24 protein-coding genes are annotated in these 25,381 nt (G+C 67.8%); 4 read left to right on the forward strand and 20 right to left on the reverse strand.

The features are described 5' to 3' along the window. The first annotated feature begins 199 nt into the window (after positions 1-199). The 4 genes from rpsU (at position 200) to U9J39_RS26775 (ending at position 2,741) form a co-directional block, all read left to right on the forward strand. Positions 200-412 carry a 30S ribosomal protein S21 gene (rpsU, locus tag U9J39_RS26760; protein WP_010814647.1) on the forward strand — a complete coding sequence of 71 codons (213 nt, stop codon included), beginning with the start codon at positions 200-202 and terminating at the stop codon, positions 410-412. 162 nt (positions 413-574) lie between these two features. Beyond that, complete coding sequence (gene nodI, locus U9J39_RS26765) at positions 575-1,486, forward strand: nodulation factor ABC transporter ATP-binding protein NodI (protein ID WP_115680665.1); 912 nt, start codon at positions 575-577, stop codon at positions 1,484-1,486. A gap of 13 nt (positions 1,487-1,499) precedes the next feature. After that, positions 1,500-2,351: an ABC transporter permease gene (locus U9J39_RS26770; protein ID WP_115680666.1), complete on the forward strand. Its 852-nt coding sequence runs from the start codon at positions 1,500-1,502 to the stop codon at positions 2,349-2,351. Between the two features lie 39 nt (positions 2,352-2,390). Further along, the gene (locus U9J39_RS26775) at positions 2,391-2,741 is read left to right on the forward strand and encodes a hypothetical protein (RefSeq protein WP_240987682.1); all 351 of its coding nucleotides are present in this window, start codon (positions 2,391-2,393) and stop codon (positions 2,739-2,741) included. Between the two features lie 4 nt (positions 2,742-2,745). Here U9J39_RS26775 and U9J39_RS26780 read toward each other — a convergent pair whose 3' ends face one another. The 20 genes from U9J39_RS26780 to U9J39_RS26875 all read right to left on the reverse strand — a co-directional run bounded on the left by U9J39_RS26780 (position 2,746) and on the right by U9J39_RS26875 (position 25,369). Continuing rightward, positions 2,746-3,951: an O-succinylhomoserine sulfhydrylase gene (locus U9J39_RS26780; protein WP_116313282.1), complete on the reverse strand. Its 1,206-nt coding sequence runs from the start codon at positions 3,949-3,951 to the stop codon at positions 2,746-2,748. Between the two features lie 344 nt (positions 3,952-4,295). Beyond that, entirely contained in the window at positions 4,296-5,825 is a 1,530-nt protein-coding gene (gene purF / locus U9J39_RS26785; RefSeq protein ID WP_115680667.1) for an amidophosphoribosyltransferase, read from the reverse strand. Between the two features lie 103 nt (positions 5,826-5,928). Then, positions 5,929-6,426, reverse strand: coding sequence for a CvpA family protein (locus U9J39_RS26790; RefSeq protein ID WP_025585719.1), 498 nt, complete (start codon positions 6,424-6,426; stop codon positions 5,929-5,931). Between the two features lie 39 nt (positions 6,427-6,465). After that, positions 6,466-7,206: an SPOR domain-containing protein gene (locus tag U9J39_RS26795; protein ID WP_116312844.1), complete on the reverse strand. Its 741-nt coding sequence runs from the start codon at positions 7,204-7,206 to the stop codon at positions 6,466-6,468. A gap of 107 nt (positions 7,207-7,313) precedes the next feature. After that, positions 7,314-8,624, reverse strand: coding sequence for a bifunctional tetrahydrofolate synthase/dihydrofolate synthase (folC, locus tag U9J39_RS26800; protein WP_115710192.1), 1,311 nt, complete (start codon positions 8,622-8,624; stop codon positions 7,314-7,316). A gap of 147 nt (positions 8,625-8,771) precedes the next feature. Continuing rightward, positions 8,772-9,644, reverse strand: coding sequence for an acetyl-CoA carboxylase, carboxyltransferase subunit beta (accD, locus tag U9J39_RS26805; RefSeq protein WP_062800953.1), 873 nt, complete (start codon positions 9,642-9,644; stop codon positions 8,772-8,774). Positions 9,645-9,819: 175 nt separating this feature from the next. Continuing rightward, positions 9,820-10,620, reverse strand: a complete 801-nt coding sequence (trpA, locus tag U9J39_RS26810) for a tryptophan synthase subunit alpha (protein WP_115710193.1) — start codon at positions 10,618-10,620, stop codon at positions 9,820-9,822. Position 10,621: 1 nt separating this feature from the next. Next, positions 10,622-11,536, reverse strand: coding sequence for a DNA-methyltransferase (locus U9J39_RS26815; RefSeq protein WP_115710194.1), 915 nt, complete (start codon positions 11,534-11,536; stop codon positions 10,622-10,624). After that, the gene (gene trpB, locus U9J39_RS26820) at positions 11,536-12,729 is read right to left on the reverse strand and encodes a tryptophan synthase subunit beta (protein ID WP_115710195.1); all 1,194 of its coding nucleotides are present in this window, start codon (positions 12,727-12,729) and stop codon (positions 11,536-11,538) included. The genes U9J39_RS26815 and trpB overlap by 1 nt, the downstream gene beginning before the upstream one ends. 124 nt (positions 12,730-12,853) lie before the next feature. Next, complete coding sequence (locus tag U9J39_RS26825) at positions 12,854-13,576, reverse strand: phosphoribosylanthranilate isomerase (protein ID WP_115710196.1); 723 nt, start codon at positions 13,574-13,576, stop codon at positions 12,854-12,856. Then, entirely contained in the window at positions 13,563-14,381 is an 819-nt protein-coding gene (truA, locus tag U9J39_RS26830; protein ID WP_115680674.1) for a tRNA pseudouridine(38-40) synthase TruA, read from the reverse strand. Before truA ends, U9J39_RS26825 begins: the two co-directional genes overlap by 14 nt. A gap of 129 nt (positions 14,382-14,510) precedes the next feature. Then, the gene (locus U9J39_RS26835; protein ID WP_326348553.1) at positions 14,511-17,309 is read right to left on the reverse strand and encodes a FimV/HubP family polar landmark protein; all 2,799 of its coding nucleotides are present in this window, start codon (positions 17,307-17,309) and stop codon (positions 14,511-14,513) included. Between the two features lie 320 nt (positions 17,310-17,629). Continuing rightward, positions 17,630-18,766 carry an aspartate-semialdehyde dehydrogenase gene (gene asd, locus U9J39_RS26840; protein ID WP_112773928.1) on the reverse strand — a complete coding sequence of 379 codons (1,137 nt, stop codon included), beginning with the start codon at positions 18,764-18,766 and terminating at the stop codon, positions 17,630-17,632. Between the two features lie 90 nt (positions 18,767-18,856). Further along, complete coding sequence (locus tag U9J39_RS26845; RefSeq protein ID WP_012353360.1) at positions 18,857-18,988, reverse strand: hypothetical protein; 132 nt, start codon at positions 18,986-18,988, stop codon at positions 18,857-18,859. 99 nt (positions 18,989-19,087) lie between these two features. Continuing rightward, positions 19,088-20,155, reverse strand: coding sequence for a 3-isopropylmalate dehydrogenase (gene leuB / locus U9J39_RS26850; RefSeq protein WP_115680677.1), 1,068 nt, complete (start codon positions 20,153-20,155; stop codon positions 19,088-19,090). 22 nt (positions 20,156-20,177) lie between these two features. Next, positions 20,178-20,828, reverse strand: a complete 651-nt coding sequence (gene leuD / locus U9J39_RS26855) for a 3-isopropylmalate dehydratase small subunit (RefSeq protein WP_115710199.1) — start codon at positions 20,826-20,828, stop codon at positions 20,178-20,180. A gap of 19 nt (positions 20,829-20,847) precedes the next feature. Continuing rightward, positions 20,848-22,257 (reverse strand): 3-isopropylmalate dehydratase large subunit, encoded by a 1,410-nt coding sequence (gene leuC / locus U9J39_RS26860; RefSeq protein ID WP_115710201.1) that lies wholly within the window; start codon positions 22,255-22,257, stop codon positions 20,848-20,850. A 351-nt stretch (positions 22,258-22,608) separates the two neighbouring features. Further along, positions 22,609-23,310 (reverse strand): ABC transporter ATP-binding protein, encoded by a 702-nt coding sequence (locus tag U9J39_RS26865; protein WP_012353364.1) that lies wholly within the window; start codon positions 23,308-23,310, stop codon positions 22,609-22,611. Further along, positions 23,310-24,083 (reverse strand): high-affinity branched-chain amino acid ABC transporter ATP-binding protein LivG, encoded by a 774-nt coding sequence (gene livG / locus U9J39_RS26870; RefSeq protein WP_116313283.1) that lies wholly within the window; start codon positions 24,081-24,083, stop codon positions 23,310-23,312. Before livG ends, U9J39_RS26865 begins: the two co-directional genes overlap by 1 nt. Positions 24,084-24,106: 23 nt before the next feature. Continuing rightward, on the reverse strand, positions 24,107-25,369 hold the full coding sequence (locus U9J39_RS26875; RefSeq protein ID WP_115680681.1) for a high-affinity branched-chain amino acid ABC transporter permease LivM: 1,263 nt from the start codon (positions 25,367-25,369) through the stop codon (positions 24,107-24,109). Positions 25,370-25,381 lie beyond the last annotated feature (12 nt).

Below are 25,381 nucleotides of genomic sequence, written 5' to 3' on the forward strand. Positions count from 1 at the left end.
TACTGTCAGGCTCCAGTTATGTTCGGACCTGGCGCTATCACCCCTGACACTGGTTGCACGGACTGAAACGTCCACATCTTTCAGGTTCGCGGGGGCGCACCAGGGCATTGGCCCGGCGTGCAATACCAGTCGCTCCGGCGACCGCAGTTTCCCCCCGTGTGAACCAGCCGCCCCGGCGGCAATCCCCTAAAGGACTGAATTGACTAAGATCGTCTTGAAACCCGGTGAGCCCGTTGAAGTTGCAATGCGGCGTTTCCGTCGCGCCATTCTGCAGACTGGCCTGATCGTTGAACTCAAGAGCCGTACCGCTTACGAGAAACCGACGACCGAGCGCAAGCGCAAGAAGAAGGCCGCCGAAGCACGCCTGCGCAAGCGCCTGCGCATGCAGATGCTGCCGAAGAAGATGTACTGATTCCGGTACGCTTCGCGCCTGGCCTAGCCAGGCAAAAAAACCGCCAGTTCGCTGGCGGTTTTTTTATTCCCGCGCCTGCTGCACCGCGCCAACCGAGGCCGGCGCGGATGACCGGCATAATGGCGGATATTGCGCCGTTGCGGCGCCACACCGGACCCTGCCTTGACTGCCATCCTCGAATTGCGCAAGGTGCGCAAGCAATACGGCGACACGGTCGTGGTCGACGACCTCGACCTGCAGGTTTTCCGCGGCCAGTGCTTCGGCCTGCTGGGCCCCAACGGCGCCGGCAAGACCACCACGCTGCGGCTGCTGCTGGGCCTGACCACGCCGCTGGCGGGCACGCTGACGCTGTGCGGCGAGCCCATCCCCGAGCGCGCGCCGCAGGCGCGCATGCGCGTGGGCGTGGTGCCGCAGTTCGACAATCTCGACCCCGACTTCTCGGTGATCGAGAACCTGCGCATCTTCGGCCGCTACTTCGGGCTGTCGTCGGCCGAGATCGAGCGGCGCGTGCCGAAGCTGCTGGAATTCGCGCGGCTGGAAAACCGCGCCGACGCGCAGGTGCGCGACCTCTCCGGCGGCATGCGCCGGCGCCTGACCGTGGCGCGCGCGCTGATCAACGACCCGGACCTGCTGGTAATGGACGAGCCCACCACCGGCCTCGACCCGCAGGCGCGCCACCTGATCTGGGAGCGGCTGAAATCGCTGATGGCCAGCGGCAAGACCATCCTGCTGACCACGCACTTCATGGAGGAAGCCGAGCGGCTGTGCAACTACCTGTGCGTGATCGACGGCGGCCGCAAGATCGCCGAAGGCAAGCCGCACGAGCTGATCGACAGCCAGATCGGCTGCGACGTGGTCGAGGTCTATGGCGATGAACTGGAAACGCTGCGCGGCACGCTGACACCGCTGGCGCAGCGCACCGAAATGAGCGGCGAGACGCTGTTCTGCTACGTGCGCGAGCCCGCCCCGCTGCTGGCGGCGCTGCACGGCAGGAGCGGCGTGCGCTACCTGCACCGCCCGGCCAACCTCGAGGACGTGTTCCTCAAGCTGACCGGCCGCGAGATGCGGGACTGAAACAAGGGACGACATGAGCGAACAGGACCCCCGCGCGGACGCCGCCGATGCCTCCCCCGCCGCCGCCATGGCGTCGCGCCAGACCTATCCGCAGCCGCTGCTGCCGCGCAACCTGCGCAACTGGATGATGGTCTGGTACCGCAACTACATGGTGTGGAAGAAGCTGGCGATTCCGTCGATGATCGGCAACCTGGCCGACCCGATGATCTACCTGTTCGGCCTCGGCCTCGGGCTCGGGCTGATGGTGGGCCAGGTCGACGGGGTGTCGTATATCGCCTTCCTGGCGGCCGGCACCACCGCGTCCAGCGTGATGATGTCGGCCAGCTTCGAGTCGATGTATTCGGCGTTCTCGCGCATGCATGTGCAGCGCACCTGGGAAGCGATCATGCATGCGCCGCTGACGCTGGGCGACGTGGTGCTGGGCGAGATCGCCTGGGCCGCCAGCAAGGCGGTGCTGTCGGGGCTGGCCATCATGCTGGTGGCGGGCGCTCTCGGCTATGCGCAGATGCCGGGGGCGCTGCTGGCGTTGCCGGTGATCGTGCTGGCCGGGATCGCCTTCGCCGCGCTGGCGATGATCGTCACCGCGCTGGCGCCGAGCTACGACTTCTTCATGTTCTACCAGACCCTGGTGATGACGCCGATGCTGCTGCTGTCGGGCGTGTTCTTCCCGCTGGAACAGCTGCCCGAAGGTGTGCAGGCCGCCGCCAAGGCGCTGCCGCTGGCGCACGCCGTGGCGCTGATCCGGCCGCTGATGCTGGGCCGCCCGCTCGACGGCGCCAGCCTGCACCTGGCGGTGCTGGCCGCCTATGCGGTCATCGCGCTGGTGGTGTGCCTGGTGCTGCTGCGCCGCCGGCTGCTGCGCTGACTCGACCCCATGCCAGGCTCAACCAATACCAAGAGTTTTATGCCGTCTTTATTTCTCCGCCTGCGTCGCAACCTGCGCAACCATAGCGAAACCTGCGCCACCCTGCCGCGCATCGCCCCGATGCTGGCGGCCGCCTGCGCCGTCGCGTCGCTGTCCGCTTGCATGGTGGTCGGCGCCACCGTGGCGGTCGGCAGCGCCGCGGTGTCGACGGTGGCGACGGTGGGCTCGGCCGCGGTCAGCGTGGCCTCGACCGCGGTCGGCGCCACCTACGACGTCACCGCCGCCGGCGTCAAGGCGATGGCCGGCAGCGACGAGCCCGCGCCGCTAGCGCAGCCACCGCAAGGGCCAGTCCTGCAAGAACAGGCCCCGGTGGTCGCGGCGACCGAGTAGCGCCTCAGTCGCCCAGGCCGCGCAGCAGGTCGGCCTTCAGGTCCTCGACCGACTCCAGCCCCACCGCCAGGCGGATCAGCCCTTCGCCGACGCCCGCGGCCGCCTTGGCCTCGGGGCTGACGCGCGCGTGCGTGGTGGTGTACGGGTGCGTGATGGTGGTGCGGGTGTCGCCCAGGTTGCCGGTGATCGAGCACAGCCGCGTGTTGTCGATCACGCGCCAGGCATTGGCGCGCTGCTGCTCGGGCGTGGCGCCCTTGAGCTCGAACGAGACGATGGCGCCACCGCCGCTTTGCTGGCGCATCGCGATCTGGTGCTGCGGGTGCGACGCCAGCGCCGGGTGGAACACGCGCGCCACCGCCGGATGCGATTCCAGGAACTGCGCCAGCGCCAGCGCGCTCGCCGAATGGCGCTCCATGCGGATTGCCAGCGTCTCCATGCCCTTGAGCAGCACCCAGGCATTGAAAGCCGACAGCGTCGGCCCGGCGGTGCGCACGAACGGGAACACCTTGCCCATGATGAAGTCGTGCGTGCCCAGCACCGCGCCGCCCAGCACGCGGCCCTGGCCGTCGATATGCTTGGTCGCGGAATGCACCACGATGTCGGCGCCGAACTTCATCGGCTGCTGCAGCGCGGGCGAGCAGAAGCAGTTGTCGACCACCAGCAGCGCCTTGGCGTCGTGGGCGATATCCGCCACCGCGGCGATGTCGGCCACCTCGGTCAGCGGGTTCGATGGCGTCTCCAGGAAGAACAGCCTGGTGTTGGGCCGCACCGCGGCGCGCCACGCTTGCAGGTCGGTCGGATCGACAAAGGTGGTCTCGACGCCGAACTTGGCGAAGATATTGTTGAACAGCGTCATGGTCGAGCCAAAGATCGCGCGCGAGCTGACCAGATGGTCGCCGGCCTGCATCGACGACAGCACCACCGACAGGATCGCGCTCATGCCCGAGGCCGTCGCCATGCAGGCCTGCGCCCCTTCCAGCGCGGCCAGGCGCGACTGGAACATCGACACGGTCGGGTTGGTGAAGCGCGAATAAGTGTAGCCCTCTTCCGAGTTGGCAAAGCGCTCGGCGGCCTCGGCGGCGCTGTTGAAGCAGAAGCTCGAGGTCAGGTACATGGCCTCGGAGTGCTCCATGAACTCGCTGCGCAGCGTGCCGGCGCGCACGCCGAGGGTATCGATGCCGAGCGATTCGGGATTGAGCGGTTGGTTCATGCTGGTGGCGCGGTCGTACCCGCGCAAATGCGATGGTTGCGACAAGCTGCGCAGCGCCCGGCGGACGGCGCGCGGCCATGAAAAAAGCCCGTGCGATCGGATGGTCGGATCGACGGGCTTGCTGTCCTGCGTATGCGTATGGCCTTGGGCTTCAGGCTGTGGCGGCCGGCTTCCGGGCATCGTCGCGCCGGCAAGGCGCTGCGCAGCGGGAAATCTTGCTGGCCACCATCTCTTTAGCTGTTTCGGGCTGTACCCGCGTCCGCAAGCTGACTGTCAAATCGACGCCCGGCCATGTTACGGCCGGGCATCGCATTCGTCAACGCGCGCCAACGCGGTGGCGGGGCTTACTCGTTGCCGCCGGAGCGCTGCAGGTGCAGTTGCGAGCGCTCGGTGTCGCCACCGGTGCCGTCGCGGTCGGCCTGGCTGCGCGCGGTTTCCAGGCGGTCGAGGTAGGCCTCGTCGATATCGCCGGTGATGTAGCGGCCGTCGAAGCACGAGGCGTCGAAGTCCTTCAGCGCGGGGTTGATGTCGCGCACCGCCTGCTTCATCGCCTCCACGTCCTGGTACACCAGCTTGTCGGCGCCGATGATCTTCGCGATCTCTTCGTGCGTGCGGCCATGCGCCACCAGTTCGCTGCGGGTCGGCATGTCGATGCCGTACACGTTGGGGAACTTCACCGGCGGCGCGGCCGAGGCGAAGATCACCTTGTTGGCGCCGGCGTCGCGCGCCATCTGCACGATCTCGAACGAGGTGGTGCCGCGCACGATCGAGTCGTCGACGATCAGCACGTTCTTGCCCTTGAACTCCACGCCCATGGCGTTGAGCTTCTGGCGCACCGACTTCTTGCGCACCGCCTGGCCCGGCATGATGAAGGTGCGGCCGACGTAGCGGTTCTTGAAGAAGCCTTCGCGGTAATTGACGCCCAGGCGGTTGGCCACCTGCATCGCGGCCGGCCGGCTGCTGTCGGGGATCGGCATGACCACGTCGATATCGCCGGCCGACACTTCCTGGCGGATCTTCTCGGCCAGGTAGTCGCCCATGCGCAGGCGCGCGTCGTAGACCGGCACGCCGTCGATGCACGAATCCGGGCGGGCCAGGTAGACGTATTCGAAGATGCACGGCGTCAGCACCGGGTTGTCGGCGCACTGCTTGCTGTAGAGCTTGCCGTCGAGGTCGATGAAGATGGCCTCGCCCGCCCCCACGTCGCGCTCAAACTTGTAGCCGATGCCTTCCAGCGCCACCGACTCCGAGGCCACCATCCATTCCTTGCCGGTGGGGGTCTCGACGCTGCCCAGGCACAGCGGGCGGATGCCGAACGGGTCGCGCACGGCCAGCATGCCGTAGCCGGCGATCTGCGCGGCGATCGCGTACGAGCCGCGCACGCGCCGGTGCATGCCCGCCACGGCCTTGAAGATCATTTCCGGATCGAGCGCCATGCCGTTGCTGGCGCGCTGCAGCTCGTCGGCCAGCACGTTCAGCAGCACTTCGGTGTCCGAATGCGTGTTGATGTGGCGGCGGTCGCGGCGGAACATTTCCTCGCGCAGCTGCTGCCAGTTGGTCAGGTTGCCGTTATGCGCCAGGATGATGCCGTAGGGGGCGTTGACGTAGAACGGCTGCGCCTCTTCCTCGCTCGAGGCCGAGCCGGCGGTCGGGTAGCGCACCTGGCCGATGCCTGCCGTGCCCGGCAGGCCGCGCATGTTGCGGGTGCGGAAGACATCGCGCACCAGGCCGTTGGCCTTGTGCATGTGGAAGGTACTGCCGTTGGCGGTGGCGATGCCGGCAGCATCCTGTCCGCGGTGTTGCAACAACAGCAGGCTGTCGTAAATCAGTTGGTTGACAGGCGTGGCTGAAACCACACCGACGATACCGCACATGCCAAGCTCCCAGGAAAGGCTTTGATTCAGGGGGCGCAGCCCGGCCCGGGATCCTCCGGGCCCGAAGGCCTGCGTTACTACCAGCCGCGCAACGTGCCCGGCCTTATGTCTTCACGTACTTCGCCAGCTCCGGCGGCAACCATGGCTTGATCGATTCCATGGCCTGCATCACATACGGGCGGCTCACCGCATCGCGCCAGAACGGTTCTTCCGGCAATTTCGTCAGGCTGGCCAGCGTCACCATCACCATCACCAGCAGCACGCCGCGCAGCAGGCCGAACACCAGTCCCAGGCCGCGGTCGGCGGGCTTGAGGCCGGTGCTCTCCAGCAACTGCCCTACCACCATGCCGGCCAGCGAGGCCCCCAGCACGGTGCCGATCAGCAGCACCACGAAGCCCAGCGCATGGCGGGCCAGCTCGCCGCCCGGCAGGGACTCGGGCATCCAGCCCGCGGCCACCGCACCGTAGCGGAACGCCACCCAGAACGCCACCACCCAGCCGATCAGCGACAGCACCTCGCGCACCAGCCCGCGCAGCACGCCCAGCAGGCCCGAGGCCAGCAGGATGAAGACCACGGCGTAGTCGAAGAAAGTCGGCTGCATCGTTGCAGGCGGCCGGGCACGCGCGCGGCCGCGGCGCCCTTACTGTTCCACGACCTTCGAAGTCAGCCCCACGGCGCGCACGCGCTTGTCGGCGGCATCGGCGGCGTCGCGGTCGTTGAAGGGACCGGCGCGCAGCAGGATGCGCTCGCCATCGGCCAGCACTTTCTTTTCGACATAGGCCGGCACCTTGCTCGCCTTGAGCTTGGCCAGCCAGCCCTTGGCGCGCTCCTCGGAAGAAAACGCGCCGATCAGGATCAGGTACTTGCCGCTGCCGGTCTTGGCTTCGGCCCGGGTTTCAGGTTTCGGCTCGGGCCTGGCTTCGGTGCGCGCAGCGGGCTTGTCGGCCGCAGCTGCCGCGGGCTTCGGCGCATTGACGATTTCCTCGCCGGCATCGAGCGCCGCGGCATCATTGCGGGAGGCCGGCGAGGCCGGCGCGGGCGGCAGCGGATCGGCCTTGCGCGGCTCGACGCGCGGCTTCTGCGAGCTGGTCACACCATTGGCGACCTTGACCGAGACATCGTCGGACACCGGCCGCGGCTTGGTCTCGAATACGATCGGCAGCACGACCACGGCGGCCACCATCAGCACCACGGCGCCGATCAGCCGGCGGCGCGCGCGCTGCTTCTGCGGGAATTCAGGGTCCAGCGTGTCGTCGGCATACTCGTCGGCGAGGCGGCGCGACGAGGCGATGCCCGCACCCGTATCGGCGCGCTGGCGCCGGGCACGCTCGGGTGCCGGGTCGTTGCCCTTGCGGGAGGAAAACAGCGAAAGCAGGCCCATAGATTGGTTCGGTGATACGGCCCCGTGGGCCGCTCGTTGCGTTTGCCGCTCAGTGATCGGCCAAGGCCGCCGGGGTTGCCAGGTCAGCGCGCGCCGGGGCGCCCGCTTCAGTTTGCCTGCGTGGCACGGTAGGCCATCACGCCGGCGACGGTATAGAACGATCCGAAGACCAGAATTCTATCATTCTCGGTGGCGCGCTCGATGGCGTCGCGGAATGCCGCCTCGGGGCTGGAAAAGCAGGACGCGGTGGCATCCGGGCCGGGGCGGAAGCCCCCTGCTTCCAGCTTGCCGAGCAGGTCCGCGGCGCTGGCCGCGCGTTCGGTCGGCAGGTCGCACAGGCACCAGTGGTCGACCTTGTCGGCCACATGCTGGAGCACGCCGGCGATATCCTTGTCCTGCATCGCGCCGAACACGGCGTAGGTGTAGCGGAAGAAGCCCATGTTCTCGAGGTTCTGACCCAGCGTCGCCGCCGCATGCGGATTGTGCGCCACGTCCAGGATCACGGCCGGGCGGCCCGGCAGCACCTGGAACCGGCCCGGCAGCTCGACGAAGGCCAGGCCGTTGCGCACTTCCTGCGCGCTCACCGGCAGGCGCTGGCGCAGCGCCTGCAGCGCCGCCAGCGCGGCGGATGCATTCAGCAGCTGGTTGGCGCCGCGCAGCGCCGGATAGCCCAGGCCGTTGAGCTTGCGCCCGCCGCCGCTCCAGTCCCATTGCTGGCGCTCCTGGCCCTTGGCGGCCTGGAAATGGTAGTCGCGCCCCACCAGCCACAATTCGGCGCCGACCGCTTCGGCGTGCGCCACCAGCGACTTGGGCGGCACCGGGTCGCCGCAGATCGCCGGCACGCCCGGACGGAAGATGCCGGCCTTCTCGAAGCCGATTTCCTCGCGGGTGTTGCCCAGGTACTGGGTATGGTCGATATCGACGCTGGTGATGATGGCGCAGTCGGTATCGATCACATTGGTCGCATCGAGGCGGCCGCCCAGCCCGACCTCGAGGATGATCGCGTCCAGGCCGGAAGCCGCGAAGAAATGGATGATCGCCAGCGTGGTGAATTCGAAGTAGGTCAGGCTGACCGGGTCGGCAAAGCTGTTGCGCGCGCGCTCGACCGCCTCGAAGTGCGGCAGCAGTTGCGCGTCGGTCGCGATCTCGCCGTTGAGGCGCGCGCGCTCGTTGAACGAGATCAGGTGCGGCGAGGTATGGCAGCCTACCTTGTAGCCGGCTTCCAGCAGGATGCGCTCGAGCATGGCGCAGGTCGAGCCCTTGCCATTGGTGCCGCCCACGGTGAAGACGGTGGCGTCGATGCGCAGCCCGAGGGCCTCCTTCACGCGCGTGATGCGCGTCAGGCCCATGTCGATGCCCACGGGATGGGCGGTTTCGAGATGGGCGAGCCATTCGGGGAGCGTGTGGAAGACAGGCATTTCGGGTGTGCGAGGGAAGCGTTTGAAGCGTTTGCTACCAGATTCGGGCAGGCACGCGCAAAGTCAAGGGTGCGCGCCGGCGGGCGTCCAGAAAAGGCGAAAGGCGCGTCAACCACCCGCGCCTTCGGTACCGCGATATTGGCGGTGTCAGGCCACCGCGTCGGCCGGCTGCTTCTGCAGCAGCGCCAGCAGTTGCGCCAGTTCGGCGCGCATCTTGCGGCGATCGACAATCATGTCGACGGCGCCCTTGGTCAGCAGGAACTCCGAGCGCTGGAAGCCTTCCGGCAGCTTCTCGCGCACGGTCTGCTCGATCACGCGCGGGCCGGCGAAGCCGATCAGCGCCTTGGGCTCGGCGATCACCACGTCGCCCAGGAAGGCGAACGAGGCCGACACGCCGCCCATGGTCGGGTCGGTCAGCACGCTGATGAACGGCAGCTTGGCCGCGCTCAGCTGGTTCAGCATCGCCGTGGTCTTGGCCATCTGCAGCAGCGACAGCAGGCTTTCCTGCATGCGCGCGCCGCCGGTGGCGGTAAAGCAGATGAACGGCACCTTCTGCTCGAGCGCGGCCTGCGCGCCGCGCACGAAGCGCTCGCCCACCACCGAGCCCATCGAGCCGCCCATGAACTCGAACTCGAAGCAGCTCGCCACCACCGGGATGGTGTGGATGGCACCGCCCATCACCACCATGGCATCGGTCTCGCCGGTCTCGTCCATGGCGGCCTTGATGCGGTCGGGGTACTTCTTGGAGTCCTTGAACTTGAGCGCGTCGACCGGCACGATTTCCTGGCCGATCTCATAGCGGCCTTCGGCGTCGAGCAGCGCGTCGAGGCGCGCGCGCGCGCTGATGCGCATATGGTGGTCGCACTTGGGGCAGACGTGCAGGTTGGCCTCGACGTCGGTCCGGTACAGGGTGGACTCGCACGACGGGCACTTGACCCACAGCCCCTCGGGGATGCCCTTGCGGGTGCTGGGGTCGGTCTGTTGAATCTTGGGGGGCAGGAGTTTATCCAACCAGCTCATGAAAGCTCCTTTCGGATAGCTGCGCACCGCCGGCAAACCCTGTGTCAGGGCGAACTTCGGCAGGTGGCAGGGAATCAACCCGCGAATTTACCACGGCGGGCCCATGACCTCGAAGCGCGGCGCGCTTATTAGGCACGCCGGGTCACTTCTTGAGCCCTTCCGGGCGAAGATCCGGTCACTTGGCGTCCAGCGCCTGGCGGATCTCCGCGATAAACGCCTGCAGCGCGGCCACCGCCTGCTCGCGCGGCGTATCCTCCAGCAACTGCACCAGCCGGCTGCCGATCACCACCGCATCGGCCACGCTGCCGATCGCGCGCGCGGTCTGCGCGTCGCGGATGCCGAAGCCCACCCCGACCGGCAGGTTGGCATGCTGCTTGATCAGCGGCAGGCGCGAGGCCACGCTGTCCAGGTCGATCGATGCGGAACCGGTCACGCCCTTGAGCGAGACATAGTAAAGATAACCGCTGGCGACCTTGGCCACAGCCTCGATGCGTGCATCGGTGGAAGTCGGGGCCAGCAGGAAGATCGGGTCCATGCCGTGGTCGCGCATCAGTCCGGCGAACGACTCGCACTCCTCGGGCGGATAGTCGACCACCAGCACGCCGTCGACGCCGGCCGCGCTCGCAGCCTTGGCAAAGGCCTCTTCGCCCATGCGCTCGATCGGGTTGGCATAGCCCATCAGCACCACCGGCGTGTCCGCATTGGCCTGGCGGAACTCGCGCACCCACTGCAGCACCTGGGTCAGCGACACGCCCTGCGCCAGCGCGCGCTCGGAGGCGCGCTGGATCACCGGGCCGTCGGCCATCGGGTCGGAGAACGGCACGCCCAGCTCGATCACGTCGGCGCCGCCCGCCACCAGCGCGTGCATCAGCGCCACGGTCAGGCCGGGCTCCGGATCGCCGGCGGTGATGAACGGAATCAGGCCCTTCTTCTGCTGCGCGGCCAGCGCCGCGAACGTCTTCTGGATACGGGACATATCAGGGAATCAGGTGAGGCCGCGGCGCCGGCGAGACATCGTCGTTGGCGGCGGCCAGGGTTGGGGTCGCATCGGGCTCGAGCGCGGGCATGGCCTCTGCGGCAGCGGCCACGCGCCCGCACGCTACCTGCACGTACTCCGGGTTGATCTCGTAGCCGACAAAGCGCCGGCCGTGGCGCAGGCAGGCCACCGCGGTGGTGCCGCTGCCGGCGAACGGATCCAGCACCAGGCCGCCCGGCGGGCAGCTCGACAGCACCATGCGCTCGACGATCTCCAGCGGCTTCTGCGTCGGGTGGTTGGCGCGCTCCGGGTCCTGGCGGTGGATGCGCGAGACGCTCCACAGGTCCTTCGGGTTGTAGCCCACCTCCAGCCACTTCTTGCCCTCGAAGCGCGGCCGGCTGCGCGCCTTCTTGGTCTCGGCGTCGTACGGGATGCGCACCGGGTCGAGATCGAAGTAGTAGTCGCGCGCCCTGGCAAAGAAGCCGATGTTGTCGTGCACCGACGAGAACTTGCGCGTGGTGCCGCCCATGCTGGGCACGCGGCGGTCCCAGATGATCTCGTTGATCATGGTCAGGCGCCGCTTGAGCATCACGAACAGCTCCGGCGAGTACTGCCAGGTGCAGAACAGGTAGAGCGTGCCCCTGGGCGCGAGCTTGGGCACGACCGCGTCCATCCAGCGCTCGGACCAGTCCAGGTAGGCCTGGCCCGACAACAGGTCGGAATCGTTGCCGTAGTCCTTGCCCAGCCCGTACGGCGGATCGGCGACGATCAGGTCGACCGAGCCGTCCGGCAGGCGGGCAATGCCCTCGAACATGTCTTCCTGGAACAGGCGCAGCGCGGCGGAGTCGGGCGCGCCGGCAGCATCCGGCGCGCCGGCGCCGCCCACGGCAAGTCCGGTCGGAGGCAGCGCGCGCATCAGAGCTTGAGCCCCGCGCGCTCGGCCACGGTGTGCATGTCCTTGTCGCCGCGGCCGGACAGGTTCACCAGCAAGAGCTTGTCCTTGGGCAGCGTCGGCGCCAGCTTGCAGGCATAGGCGATGGCGTGGCTCGATTCCAGCGCCGGGATGATGCCCTCGATGCGGCAGCAGTCGTGGAAGGCCTTGAGCGCCTCATCGTCGGTGACTGGCACGTACTGCGCGCGGCCGCTGTCCTTGAGCCAGGCATGCTCGGGCCCGACGCCCGGGTAGTCCAGGCCGGCCGAGACCGAATGGGTCTCGATGATCTGGCCGTTGTCGTCCTGCAGCAGGTAGGTACGGTTGCCGTGCAGCACGCCCGGCGTGCCGCCGGTGAGCGAGGCCGCGTGGCGGCCGGTGTCGAGGCCGTCGCCGGCGGCTTCGACGCCGATCAGCTGCACATCCTTGTGTTCGATGTACGGGTAGAAGATGCCCATGGCATTGGAGCCGCCGCCGACGCAGGCGATCACCGCATCCGGCTGGCGCCCGGTCATTTCGGGCATCTGCACCTTGGCTTCCTCGCCGATCACGCACTGGAAGTCGCGCACCATCATCGGGTACGGATGCGGGCCGGCCACGGTGCCGATGATGTAGAAGGTGTTCTCGACGTTGGTGACCCAGTCGCGCATGGCCTCATTGAGCGCGTCCTTGAGCGTGCGCGAGCCGCTTTCCACCGGCACCACGGTAGCGCCAAGCAGCTTCATGCGGTAGACATTGGCGGCCTGGCGCTTGACGTCCTCGGCGCCCATGTAGACCACGCATTCCATGCCGAAGCGCGCGGCGATGGTGGCCGTGGCCACGCCGTGCTGCCCGGCCCCGGTCTCGGCGATCACGCGCGGCTTGCCCATGCGTTTGGCCAGCAGCGCCTGGCCGATGACGTTGTTGATCTTGTGCGCGCCGGTGTGGTTCAGGTCTTCGCGCTTGAAGTAGATCTGCGCGCCGCCGAGCGTCTCGCTCCAGCGCTGCGCGTGGTAGATCGGCGACGGGCGGCCGACGAAGTGCTTCAGCTCGCGGCGGAATTCGGCGTCGAACTCCGGGTCCTTCTGGTAGTGCGCATAGGCGTCGCGCAGCTCATCGAGCGCGTGCACCAGCGTTTCGGACACGAAGGTGCCGCCATAGGGGCCGAAATGGCCGCGGGAATCGGGCAGGTCGTACATGTCTAGGCTCTTCGGAACAGCGGCCTTGCCTCAGCCGGCAAGGGCGCGTGGTTGACTGGGTGCGCGACGGCCGCCTGAAAGCGGCGGGACACGGGTTGGGCAAGGGAGCGGGCTTCGATCCGGCTCATCCGGCCTCGGCGCTGCGGACAGCGCGCACGAACTCGGCAATGCGGGCGTGGTCCTTCACGCCCTTGGCGGCCTCTACCCCGCTGCTTACATCCACGGCGTAGGGGCGCACGCGTTCAATCGCGCCAGCGACGTTTTGCGCGTTCAACCCACCACTCAAAACGATGCGAGGAGCGCCGCTTGCGTTCGGGTTGCCGGTTGCCATAACCGGAGGATTGGGCGGAAGCCATGCCGGAGGAATCAGGGTCCAGTCGAAGACGTGGCCGCCACCGCCATAGCCTTCGACGAAGGCATCGAGCAACAAGGCAGCGGCATCACGGTATTGATCGGCGAATTCTACCAAATCGAGCCCCGCACGGACACGGGCGGCGCGCAGGAACGGCAACGCGCAGCGCTGGGCGGCCTGGGTGCAGAACTGCGGGGTTTCGTCGCCATGCAGCTGCAGCAAGGTCAGGGGCACCCGCTCCGCGACGTGGGCGATGTCTTCCAGGTCGGCGTTGACGAACAGGCCGGTCACCGTGACGAACGGCCCGGCGGCCTCGGCCAGCGCCGCGGCTTGCGCCACGTCGACGTAGCGCGGGCTGTTCGGGTAAAACACCAGCCCGATCGCGTCGGCGCCGGCGTCGACGGCGGCGCGCACGTCGTCCTCGCGGGTCAGGCCGCAGATCTTGATGCGGGTGCGCTGCGGCAGGTGCGCCGCACTGCCCTCAGGCTGCGTCATCGAACACTCCATGGAACAGGCTCGCGGACGGGTCGGCCGCGGGGATCGGGTAAGCATCAGGATACTTGACCCCGACCAGGTAGAGGCCATCCGGCATGAAGGTCGGCGCCGCCAGCTTGCGGTCGCGCCCCGCCAGCACCTGCGCCAGCCACTGCGGCGGGTAGCGCCCGCGCCCCACCGCCACCAGGCAGCCCATCAGGTTGCGCACCATGTGGTGCAGGAAGGCGCTGGCGCGGAAGCGCAGGAACACCCAGTTGCCGTGGTCGCGGATGGTGACGTCGTACATGGTCTTGACCGGCGACTTGGCTTGGCATTCGGCGGCGCGGAACGCGGAAAAGTCGTGCTCGCCGATCAGGTGCGCGGCGGCTGCGCGCATGGCGTCCACGTCGAGTCGTTGCCCCGGCGGCAGCATCTGGTAGCCGGCGCGGCCATGCACCAGCGGCACCCGGTGCGGGCCGGTGTAGAGCGCGTAGTAATACATGCGCTCGTACGCCAGGAAGCGGGCGTGGAAGCCGTCGTCCACCGGCAGCGCCCACTGCAGCGCGATCGACGGCGGCAGGAAGGCGTTGACGCCGCGCACCCAGGAAAAGGGTTCGCGCGCCAGCTCGGTATCGAGGTGGATCACCTGGCCCAGCGCGTGCACGCCGGTATCGGTGCGCCCCGCCACCGTGGTCAGCAGGCGCACGCCGGCAAAGCGCTCGATGGCGTCTTCGAGGTGGTCCTGGACGGTATTGCGGTGCGGCTGCGACTGCCACCCGGAAAAGGCGGCGCCGTCGTAGTGCAGGCCAAGGGCGATGCGGTTCATGTCAGGGGAAAAAGCATGGCGGCGCACTGGCTATGCGCGCCGAAAAAGCAAATGCGCCGGAAGGGACGCTTCCGGCGCATCGCTTCGGGCCGCGGCAGCGCCTGCCGCGGCCGGACCGCCAATGATAGCTCAGGCCACTTCCAGCAGCAGCGAGCGGGCCTCGGCCTGCAACGGATCCTGCGACTGGTCGACCACTTCCTGCAGCAGTTCGCGCGCCCCTTCCTTGTCGCCGATCTCGATATAGGCGCGCGCCAGGTCCAGCTTGATCTGCATGTCGCGCCCGCCGTCCATGCCGTCGGCCGACAGGGTGCTCGGCGACACACTTTGGCCCAGGCTACCGGCAGTATCGGGCGCCACGCGCGACAGGTCGATCGGCTCGGCCAGCTTGCCGTCGCGCAGCATGGTGGTGGCGGGAAGCGGCACCGAGGCCTCGTCCAGCGCGGCCGGGCTCGCGGCGTTGCCTTGCGGCGCGCTGCCCAGGTCCAGCGACAGTCCGGACATGTCGAACTCCAGCGGGCGGCCGCGGGTCGGCGTGTCGAGCGTCGGCACGTCGTCATCGGCGAGCGGATCGGCGCCCGGCAGGCCCATGTCGAGGCGCACCGCCTCGCCCGGCTGCGGCGTCTCGGTGCCGAACACCATCGCCGCGGAGGCCGGCGCGACGATGGGGTCGCCGGCGGCCGGTGCCGGGAAGGCATCCAGCGGCAGCGACAGGTCACCCAGCGACGGCTCCAGCCGCGCGATCGAAGCAGGATTCTGCGACGGATCCTGCGTGCGCCACTGATCGGTTGCCGGCGATGCCGTATCGGGGCCCGCCGCCTCCGGCGTCACCACCATGAACAGCGCGTTGCCGGGCTCCAGCGCGCGCCCCATTTCCGCGGCCTTCAGCCATTCCGCTCCGTGTCCGCCAGTCTGGGCGAACATTTCCTCTGCAATCACGCGGAACCCTTCCACATCCTGTCTGTTGCTGTAAATCTCCAGGAGCTTGAGCCGTACCGGCTGCTGCTCCGGGTGTTTCTCCAGGGCTTCGCGCAGGATTTCCTCTGCCTGCACATCGCGCCCGTAGGCGATATAGACCTCGGCCTCGGCGATCGGGTCGACCTCGTTGGCTTCCGGCGTGTTGTTGCCGATGCGGAAGTCGGCGCCGAACACGCTGTGCTGCGAGGTGTCGACGCTCTGGCCGCCGGCGGTGCCGAACAGCGAGTTGGCACCTGCCATCACCGTGCTCTCCTGCGACAGGATGCTGTCGCCGAAGCCGGTGGCCTCGCTCTCCTTCTGCTTCTGGCGGCGGCGATAGATCGCGTACACGCCCAGCAACGCCACCAACAGGCCACCGCCCGGCAGCAGCATGGGGTTGGCCAGCAGGCCATCGAGGAACGACGGCTCGGGCTGCGTGACCACCGGCGGCACAGGCTTGGCCGCAGGCGTCGATGCGGCGGCCTGGGCCGCGCTGGCTGCCACGCCGGCGGCAGGCTGCGAGGCGGGGGCCGCGGCCACGGCGGAGGCTGCCGCGGGCGCCACGGCGGCCGCGGCACTGGCGCCGGCCGCATTCGCAACCGCGGCAGCGGTTGCTGCGGCCGCCGCGGTGGCCGCCACGGCGTCGGCCTTGGGCGGCTCGGCCGGCACTACGACCGGCGCTGCCGCCGCCCTGGCAGCGGCGTCGGCCTTTTCCTTGTCGGCCAGCGCGGCCTCGTTGGCCTGGCTGAGCTTGGCGATCTCGGCGTTCTTCAGCTCGAGCAGCTTCTGCATGTCGCCGACGTTCTTTTGCAGCTGCGCCAGGCGCGCCTCGGCTTCCTTCAGCTGCCGCTCGCGCGCGACGTCGGCCTCGGCCTTGGCCGCGGCGTCGGCCTGCGCGCCACGCGCGGCCTTGCTGAGCTTCAGTTCATCGCGCGGGCCGTCGGTCGGTGCCGTCTGCTCTTGCACCCGCGCGGTCACGTTGCCGGACTGCTGGCGGCCGCTGTCGGGCTCGACCGCTTTGGCCGCGGCGGCGCTGGCCAGCCGGCTGCGGTAGGCGTCGAAGCCCTGCGTGCGCGCCACCACTTCGCGGCGCGCGGCCCTGGGCGTCACCGCCTGCGCCTGCTGTGGGGTCGGCACCTGCAGCACCGCGCCGCTGCGCAGGCGGTTCATGTTGCCGCCGATGAAGGCGTTGGGGTTGTTGCGATAGAGCGCCACCAGCATCTGGTCCAGCGAGACCGATTCCTGGCCCTGCACGGCTTCGCCGGCAATGCCATAGAGCGTGTCGCCGCGCTGCACGGTGTAGCCGCCGCCGGGTGCCATGTCGGTGCCTGCGGCCGGCGTCGCCGCGGCGCGCCGAGTGCCCTGGCGCGAGGGACGGGCCGGTGCGGCAGGCCGGGCCGGCTCCGCGTCGGCGCCGGACGCAGTCTGCTGCGCCGGCGCGGGTGGCGCGGCGGCAGGTGCCGGCGCGGCCGGTGCGTCGGGCGTGGCGGCCTGCACCACTGGTGCCGGCGAGAAAGTCTGGCTGGAAGCCCTGGCCCCGGCGGGGTCGAGCAGGAAGGTGTAGGCGCGCGAGACCTTGCCGCTGGCCCAGCTCATGTCGACCAGGATATCGACGAAGGGCTCGCTGATCGGCTGGCTGGAGCGGACCCGTGCCACGTAGCTGCCGTTGGCGCGGCGCTCCAGTTCCAGCCGCAGGTTGCCGACGCTTGGCAGATAGGTCAGCCCGGCCGCGGCATAGGCGCCCGGCGGCGCCAGCTTGACGCTGAGCCCGGCGGCCTCCTCGGCGGTGACCCCGCTGATGTCGATCTCAGCCTGCAGCGGCTGCCCCAGATTCGACTGAACCCGCAATTGCCCGAACCCCGCGGCATACGCGGCCGGCTGCGCAAGCAGCAGGCCCAGTGCCGTGACGGCCAGCGTTGACCAGCGCTGACGGGCAGTAGGCGCATCTTTCCGGCGATGTTGGCTCACACTCACCTTGTGCTCCGTTATGTTTTAGTAGCGATATGAATCGACAAACCGACCCCGACAACCGACTCCATTAACCAGGTCCGCCCGGCCGGCGGGGCATTCTGAACGGCCCCTTTGCGGCCCTTTGCGGCCCTTTGCCAGCCTGCGCGCAGGCGCCCGTCCCTGCGGGGCGCGGGGCGCATGCCGGCGTATTGTGACGCATCGCCCAGCAAAATAGGCGCCCGGATACAACAACGCCGCGCATGGGCGCGGCGTCGTAAGCAAAGCGCTGCATTCTGTTGCCTGGCTGCAACGGGCGCAACCAGGCCACAGGTGGCGGCCTGCGATCAGGACTCGATCAGGATACGCAGCATGCGGCGCAGCGGCTCGGCCGCGCCCCACAGCAGCTGGTCGCCGACCGTGAAGGCCGACAGGTACTCGCCGCCCATCTGCATCTTGCGCAGGCGGCCGACCGGGATGGTCAGCGTGCCGGTCACGGCCGCGGGCGTCAGGTCGGTCATGCTGGCTTCACGCGTGTTCGGCACCACCTTGGCCCACGGGTTGTGGGCGGCCAGCATGCCTTCGATCTCGTCCAGCGGCACGTCGCGGCGCAGCTTGATGGTCAGGGCCTGCGAGTGGCAGCGCATCGCGCCGATGCGCACGCACAGGCCGTCGACGGCGATCGGCGTGGCGCCGGTCGCGCCCAGGAAGCCCTCGCCGCGGCCCAGGATCTTGTTGGTCTCGGCGCCGCCCTTCCATTCTTCCTTGGACTGGCCGTTGCCCAGGTCCTTGTCGATCCACGGGATCAGGTTGCCGGCCAGCGGCACGCCGAACTGCTTGGTTTCTTCCGCCGACAGGCCGTGCTGGGTCGACAGGATCTGGCGGTCGATCTCCAGGATGGCGGAGGCCGGGTTGTCCAGCAACGGCTTGACCGACGCGTTCAGCGTGCCGAACTGGGTCAGCAGCTCGCGCATGTGCTGCGCGCCGCCGCCCGAGGCCGCCTGGTAGGTCATCGAGGTCATCCACTCGATCAGGTCGGCCTGGAACAGGCCGCCGAGGCCCATCAGCATGCAGCTGACGGTGCAGTTGCCGCCGATGAAATTCTTCACGCCCTTGGACAGCGCGTCCTTGATCACACCCTGGTTGACCGGATCCAGCACGATGATGGCATCGTCCTTCATCCGCAGCGACGACGCCGCATCGATCCAGTAGCCCTTCCAGCCCGCCGCGCGCAGCTTGGGGAAGACCTCGTTGGTGTAGTCGCCGCCCTGGGCGGTCAGCACCACGTCGCACTTCTTCAGTGCCTCGATGTCGTTGGCATCCTTGAGCGTGGTTTCGTTCTTGGCCATGGCGGGCGCCTTGCCGCCGGCATTGGACGTGCTGAAGAAGACGGGTTCGATGTGGTCGAAATCACGCTCTTCCTGCATGCGCTGCATCAGGACGCTGCCGACCATTCCCCGCCAACCGACGAGACCTACAATCATGATTTACCTCGGATGTGATTTTTACTTCCCCGCCATTTTCCTCGCCCGGCGTGGCTGCGCGGGGAAGACGGGCAGGCACGACGAACGGATCTAGGCGATCGCGGTTTTAATAATGGTTTTAATCGTCGTTGCGGTCTGGCCGAGCGAAATCGTGCCAACCGGGCCGCGGGTAGCGGTCAGGGCGACAACAGCAGTCAGGGTGGACTGGGAAAATCGGGCCATCGGCAGAGTCTACACGATTTTGCGGCGCTGCCGCAGCGTGCAAATTGGGGACAAATAAAACGCAGGGCACCGCGATTGCGGTGCCCTGTTGCGTGTGACTTACAGTGCCGCCAGCACGGCCTCACCCATCTCGCGGGTGCCCACCTGCTTGCAGCCCGGCGTCAGGATGTCGCCGGTGCGGTAGCCCTGCGCCAGCACCTTCTTGACCGCATTCTCGATGCGGTCGGCCTGCTCGGCGCGGTTCAGCGAGTAGCGCAGCATCATCGCCGCCGACAGGATGGTGGCCAGCGGGTTGGCGATGCCCTTGCCGGCGATGTCTGGCGCCGAGCCGTGCGACGGCTCGTACAGGCCCTTGTTGTTGGCATCCAGCGACGCCGACGGCAGCATGCCGATCGAGCCGGTCAGCATCGCGGCCTCGTCCGACAGGATGTCGCCGAACATATTGCCGGTGACGATCACGTCGAAGCTCTTGGGCGCCTTGACCAGCTGCATCGCGGCGTTATCGACGTACATGTGCGACAGCTCGACCTCCGGGTATTCCTTGCTGACATCGATCACGATGTCCTTCCAGAACTGGAAGGTCTCGAGCACGTTGGCCTTGTCGACGCTGCACAGCTTCTTGCCGCGCTTGGCCGCGGCCTGGAACGCCACGTGCGCGATGCGGCGGATTTCGGGCTCGCTGTAGCGCATGGTGTCGAAGGCTTCGCGCGCGCCCTGGAACAGGCCGTCCGGCGCTTCGCGCAGGCCGCGCGGCTGGCCGAAGTAGATGTCGCCGTTCAGCTCGCGCACGATCAGGATGTCGAGGCCGGCCACCAGTTCGGGCTTCAGGCTCGAGGCGCCGGTCAGTTCCGGATAGCAGATCGCCGGACGGAAGTTGGCGAACAGCTGCAGGTGCTTGCGCAGGCCCAGGATGGCCTGCTCGGGGCGCAACGCGCGCTCCAGGCTGTCGTACTTCCAGTCGCCGACGGCGCCGAACAGGATGGCGTCGGCTTCCTTGGCCAGCTTCAGCGTGTTCTCCGGCAGCGGATGGCCTTCGGCCTCGTAGCCGGCACCGCCCACGGGCGCGGTTTCGAGTTCGAACTTCTCGTCGAGCGCGTTCAGGACCTTGACGGCCTCCGCAACGATTTCGGGACCGATGCCGTCACCCGGCAGGACTGCGATCTTCATTGTTGTCTTCCTCGGTTGAGTCTTATCCGACCAGGCGGTTGTTCAGCCACGGCATCTTCGCCACGCGCTCGGCCTCGTAGGCCTTGATCTTGTCGGCATGGCGCAAGGTCAGGCCGATATCGTCGAAGCCGTTCAGCATGCAGTACTTGCGGAACGGGGCGATGTCGAACTCGTAGCCCTGGCCAGACGGCGTGATCACGGCCTGCTTGTCCAGGTCGATGGTCAGCTGGTAGCCGTTGAACGCGTTGGTCTCGTTGAACAGGTGGTCGACCTGCTGCTCGCTCAGCACCACCGGCAGCAGGCCGTTCTTGTAGCAGTTGTTGAAGAAGATGTCGGCAAAGCTGGGCGCGATCACGGCGCGAAAGCCGTATTGCGACAGCGCCCACGGCGCGTGCTCGCGCGAGCTGCCGCAGCCGAAGTTACGGCGCGCCAGCAGGATCGATGCACCCTGGTAGCGCTGCTGGTTCAGCACGAAGTCCGGGTTCAGCGGACGCTTGCTGTTGTCCATGCCGGGCTCGCCGACATCCTTGTAGCGCCACTCGTCAAACAGGTTGGGGCCGAAGCCGGTGCGCTTGATCGACTTCAGGAACTGCTTCGGGATGATGGCGTCGGTGTCGACGTTCTCGCGGTCGAGCGGCGCGACCAGGCCGCTGTGTACGGTGAACTTTTCCATGGGTTCCTTCCTTGCTTGTTCAGCCCAGCTTGCGGATATCGACGAAATGGCCCTCGATGGCGGCCGCAGCGGCCATCGCCGGGCTCACCAGATGAGTGCGCCCGCCCGCGCCCTGGCGGCCTTCGAAGTTGCGGTTCGAGGTCGACGCGCAGCGCTCGCCCGGATCGAGGCGGTCGGCGTTCATCGCCAGGCACATCGAGCAGCCCGGCTCGCGCCATTCAAAGCCCGCGGCCTTGAAGATCTTGTCCAGGCCTTCGCGCTCGGCTTGCTCCTTGACCAGGCCCGAGCCCGGCACCACCATCGCCAGCTTCACGTTGCCGGCGACCTTGCGCCCCAGCTTCTGCACCACCCACGCAGCGGCGCGCATGTCTTCGATGCGGCTGTTGGTGCACGAGCCGATGAAGACCTTGTCGATATTGATGCTCTCGACCGGCACGTTGGGCTGCAGGCCCATGTATTCCAGCGCGCGCTCCATCGCATTGCGCTTGTTCGGGTCCTTTTCCTTCTCCGGATCCGGCACGCGGTCTTCGATGCTGATCACCATTTCCGGCGAGGTGCCCCAGGTCACCTGCGGGCGCACCTCTTCCGCGCGCAGCTCGACCACCTGGTCGAACTTGGCACCGGCATCCGAATGCAGCGTGCGCCAGTAGGCCACGGCCTGCTCCCACTCCACGCCCTGCGGCGCGTACGGGCGGCCCTTGACGTATTCCAGCGTGACATCGTCCACCGCCACCAGGCCGGCGCGCGCGCCCGCCTCGATCGCCATGTTGCAAACCGTCATGCGGCCTTCCATGGTCAGGTCGCGGATGGCAGAGCCGGCAAACTCGATGGTGAAGCCGGTGCCGCCGGCGGTGCCGATCTTGCCGATGATGGCCAGCACGATGTCCTTGGCGGTGCAGCCGCGCGGCAGCTTGCCTTCCACCCTGACCAGCATGTTCTTGGCCTTCTTGCCCAGCAGCGTCTGCGTGGCCAGCACGTGCTCGACTTCCGAGGTGCCAATGCCATGCGCGAGCGCGCCGAAGGCGCCGTGGGTGCTGGTATGCGAGTCGCCGCACACCACCGTCATGCCCGGCAGCGTTGCGCCCTGCTCCGGCCCGATCACGTGCACGATGCCCTGGCGGTGGTCGTTCATCTTGAACTGGGTGATGCCATAGCTGTCGCAGTTGGCGTCGAGCGTATCGACCTGCAGCTTCGACACCGGATCGGCAATGCCCTGGCTGCGGTCCGTGGTCGGCACGTTGTGGTCCGACACCGCCAGGTTGGCGCTGATGCGCCACACCGGACGCTCCGCCATCTTCAGGCCCTCGAACGCCTGCGGGCTGGTCACTTCATGCAGCAGGTGGCGGTCGATATAGAGCAGCGTGGTGCCGTCTTCCTCGACGTGGACGGTGTGGTCATCCCAGAGTTTGTCGTAGAGCGTCTTGGCCATGATGCGATGGCGGGCCGAATGACCGGTCCCTTGCAGGAGAGGTCCGCGGTAACCGCAGTAGTTTGCAGGGGGTTTTTGTTCGCTTCGGTCGCGGTGGCGTATACGGTGGTCGATTACGACCATCGCGATGATCGCGCCGGAAGCCGCCTGAAGCGAGCGTTATTTCAAGCGTTGCCGCAATGCTTGACTTGGCAATCGATTATGCCACAGGGGGTATGGGGATCAGCGCCTGCCCGGTCGGGACGGCGCGTGGAATGTAATGTGATTGGCGAAAGGGGGCTTTCGCGGATGGCGAAAACGCGGATGGCGCAAGGAAGCGGCCGCCGCGGCAGGCGCGGCGGCCGGCCGGCGTCAGCCGCCGAGGTAGGCGGCCTTGATCCGGTCGTTGGCGAGCAGGTTGGCGCCGGTATCGGCCAGCACTACCTTGCCCGTCTCCAGCACATAGCCCCGGTCCGCCACCTGCAGCGCCTTGTTGGCGTTCTGCTCGACCAGGAACACGGTGACGCCCTCGTCACGAATGGTGCGGATGATGTCGAAGATCTGCGCGATGATCAGCGGCGCCAGGCCGAGCGTGGGCTCGTCCAGCAGCAGCAGGCGCGGCCGGCTCATCAGCGCGCGACCGATCGCCAGCATCTGCTGCTCGCCGCCCGACATGGTGCCGGCGCGCTGGCCGGCACGCTGGTTCAGGCGCGGGAACAGCTTGAACACATGCTCGATGCCCGCCTCGATCTCGTCGCGCTTGGCGAAGAAGGCGCCCATCTTCAGGTTTTCCAGCACCGTCAGGCTGGGGAACACGCGCCGGCCCTCGGGCGAGATCGCCATGCCCAGGCGCATGATCTCGTGGGTCGAGCGATGGGTGATGTCCTGCCCTTCGAACAGCACGCGTCCGCTCGAGGCGCGCGGGGTGCCGCACACGGTCATCATCAGCGTCGTCTTGCCGGCGCCGTTGCTGCCGATCAGGGTGACGATTTCCCCCTTGTTGACTTCGATCGATACGCCCGACAGCGCCTCGACGGCGCCGTAGTGGGTATGGACCTGTTCCAGCTTCAGCATCAGTCCTCTCCCAGGTAGGCCTTGATCACGCGCGGGTCGTTGCGCACTTCCTCGGGCTTGCCAATCACGATCGGCTTGCCGTGCTCCATCACCAGGATGCGATCGGACACGCCCATCACCAGGCTCATGTCGTGCTCGATCAGCAGCACGGCAATGCCGAACTCGCGCCGCAGCTGGTCGATCAGCTGCTGCAGCTCGATCTTCTCCTGCGGGTTCAGGCCGGCGGCGGGTTCGTCCAGCATCAGCAGGCGCGGCTGGGTGATCATGCAGCGCGCGATCTCGAGCCGGCGCTGGTGGCCGTAGGACAGCGTGCCCGCCTCGCGGTTGGCGACGCCGGTCAAACCCATGCGCTCCAGCCATTGCGCGGCGCGCTGCAGCGCCTCGCGCTCGGCGCGGCGGTAGGCCGGGGTTGCGAACAGGCCGCGCAGGATGCCGGACTGCACCTGCAGGTGTTGCGCCACCATCAGGTTCTCGACCACGGTCAGGTTCTTGAACAGGCGGATGTTCTGGAACGTGCGCACCAGGCCCTTGCGCGCCACCATGTGGCTCGGCAGGCCGGCAATGGCATGGCCGTCGAGCGTCACGTTGCCCGCGGTCGGCTTGTAGAAGCCGCCGACGCAGTTGAACACCGTGGTCTTGCCGGCGCCGTTGGGGCCGATGATGGCGAAGACCTCATCCTTGCGCACATCGAAATCGATGCCGTCGACGGCCAGCAGGCCGCCAAAGCGCATCTGCAGGCCCGACACCGTGAGCAGTTCTGCCGTTGTATTCATCGGCGCATTCATCATCGGCGCATTCATCGGGGAAGCTCCACGTGCGGGCGGCTCGCGGGCAACAGGCCCTGCGGACGCCACATCATCATCAGCACCATCACCAGGCCGAAGATCAGCATGCGATATTCGGCGAAGCCGCGCGCCACCTCGGGCAGCACGGTCAGCAGGATCGCCGCCAGGATCACGCCCAGCTGCGAGCCCATGCCCCCCAGCACCACCACGGCCAGCACCAGCGCCGATTCGATGAAGGTGAACGATTCCGGGTTGACCAGGCCCTGGCGCGCGGCGAAGAACGCGCCGCCCAGGCCGGCGAAGGATGCCCCCAGCGTGAACGCCGACAGCTTGATGCGGGTCGGGTTCAGGCCCAGCGAGCGGCACGCGATCTCGTCCTCGCGCAGCGCCTCCCAGGCGCGGCCCATCGGCATGCGGATCAGGCGGCTGGTGACGAACAGCGTGAAGCCGACCAGCAGCAGCGCGATCAGGTAAAGGAAGATCACCATGTGCTGGCTGGCGTAGTCCAGTCCGATCAGCTCGTGGAAAGTGCGCGCGCCCTCGACGCTGGCGCTGCGCGCCATCTCGATGCCGAAAACGCTGGGCTTGGGGATGCCCGAGACGCCGTCGGGGCCGCCGGTCAGGCTGGTCAGGTTGTTCAGCAGCAGGCGGATGATCTCGCCGAAGCCAAGCGTGACGATGGCCAGGTAGTCGCCGCGCAGGCGCAGCACCGGGAAGCCGAGCAGGAAACCGAAGCCCGCCGACATGGCCGCCGCGATCGGCAGGCATTCCCAGAAGGTCAGGCCGAAATACTGGTTCAGCAGTGCGTAGGTGTAGCCGCCCACCGCATAGAAGCCGACATAGCCCAGGTCGAGCAGGCCGGCATAGCCCACCACGATATTCAGGCCCAGGCCCAGGATCACGTAGATTAGCGCCAGCGTGGCCACGTCGACCGCGCCGCGCGAGCCGAAGAACGGCCACACCAGCCCCACCGCCAGCAGCACCCACACCGCCACGCGCTGCCGCTGCGCGCCCAGCTGCGGCAGCGCCGGCAGGCGCACCGCGCTGCCGGCGCGCGACAGCATCGGCTTGAACAACTGGAACAGGAACACCGCCGCCACGGCCAGCCACACCGGCCGCCAGTGCGGTTCCAGCACCACCTTGTAGCCTTCCAGCTTGAGCTGCAGGCCCAGGATGGGGATGGTCAGGATGGCGGTCATCACGGCCGCCGTGATCGCGTTCTTCAGCGACTGGCCCGGCGTGGCGCCGCGCGCGGCGGCCTTGGCCGCCGGCATCGCAGATACGTT

Origin of the sequence: Cupriavidus sp. SS-3 (genome assembly GCF_035818815.1) — a bacterium.
Classification (GTDB): domain Bacteria; phylum Pseudomonadota; class Gammaproteobacteria; order Burkholderiales; family Burkholderiaceae; genus Cupriavidus; species Cupriavidus taiwanensis_C.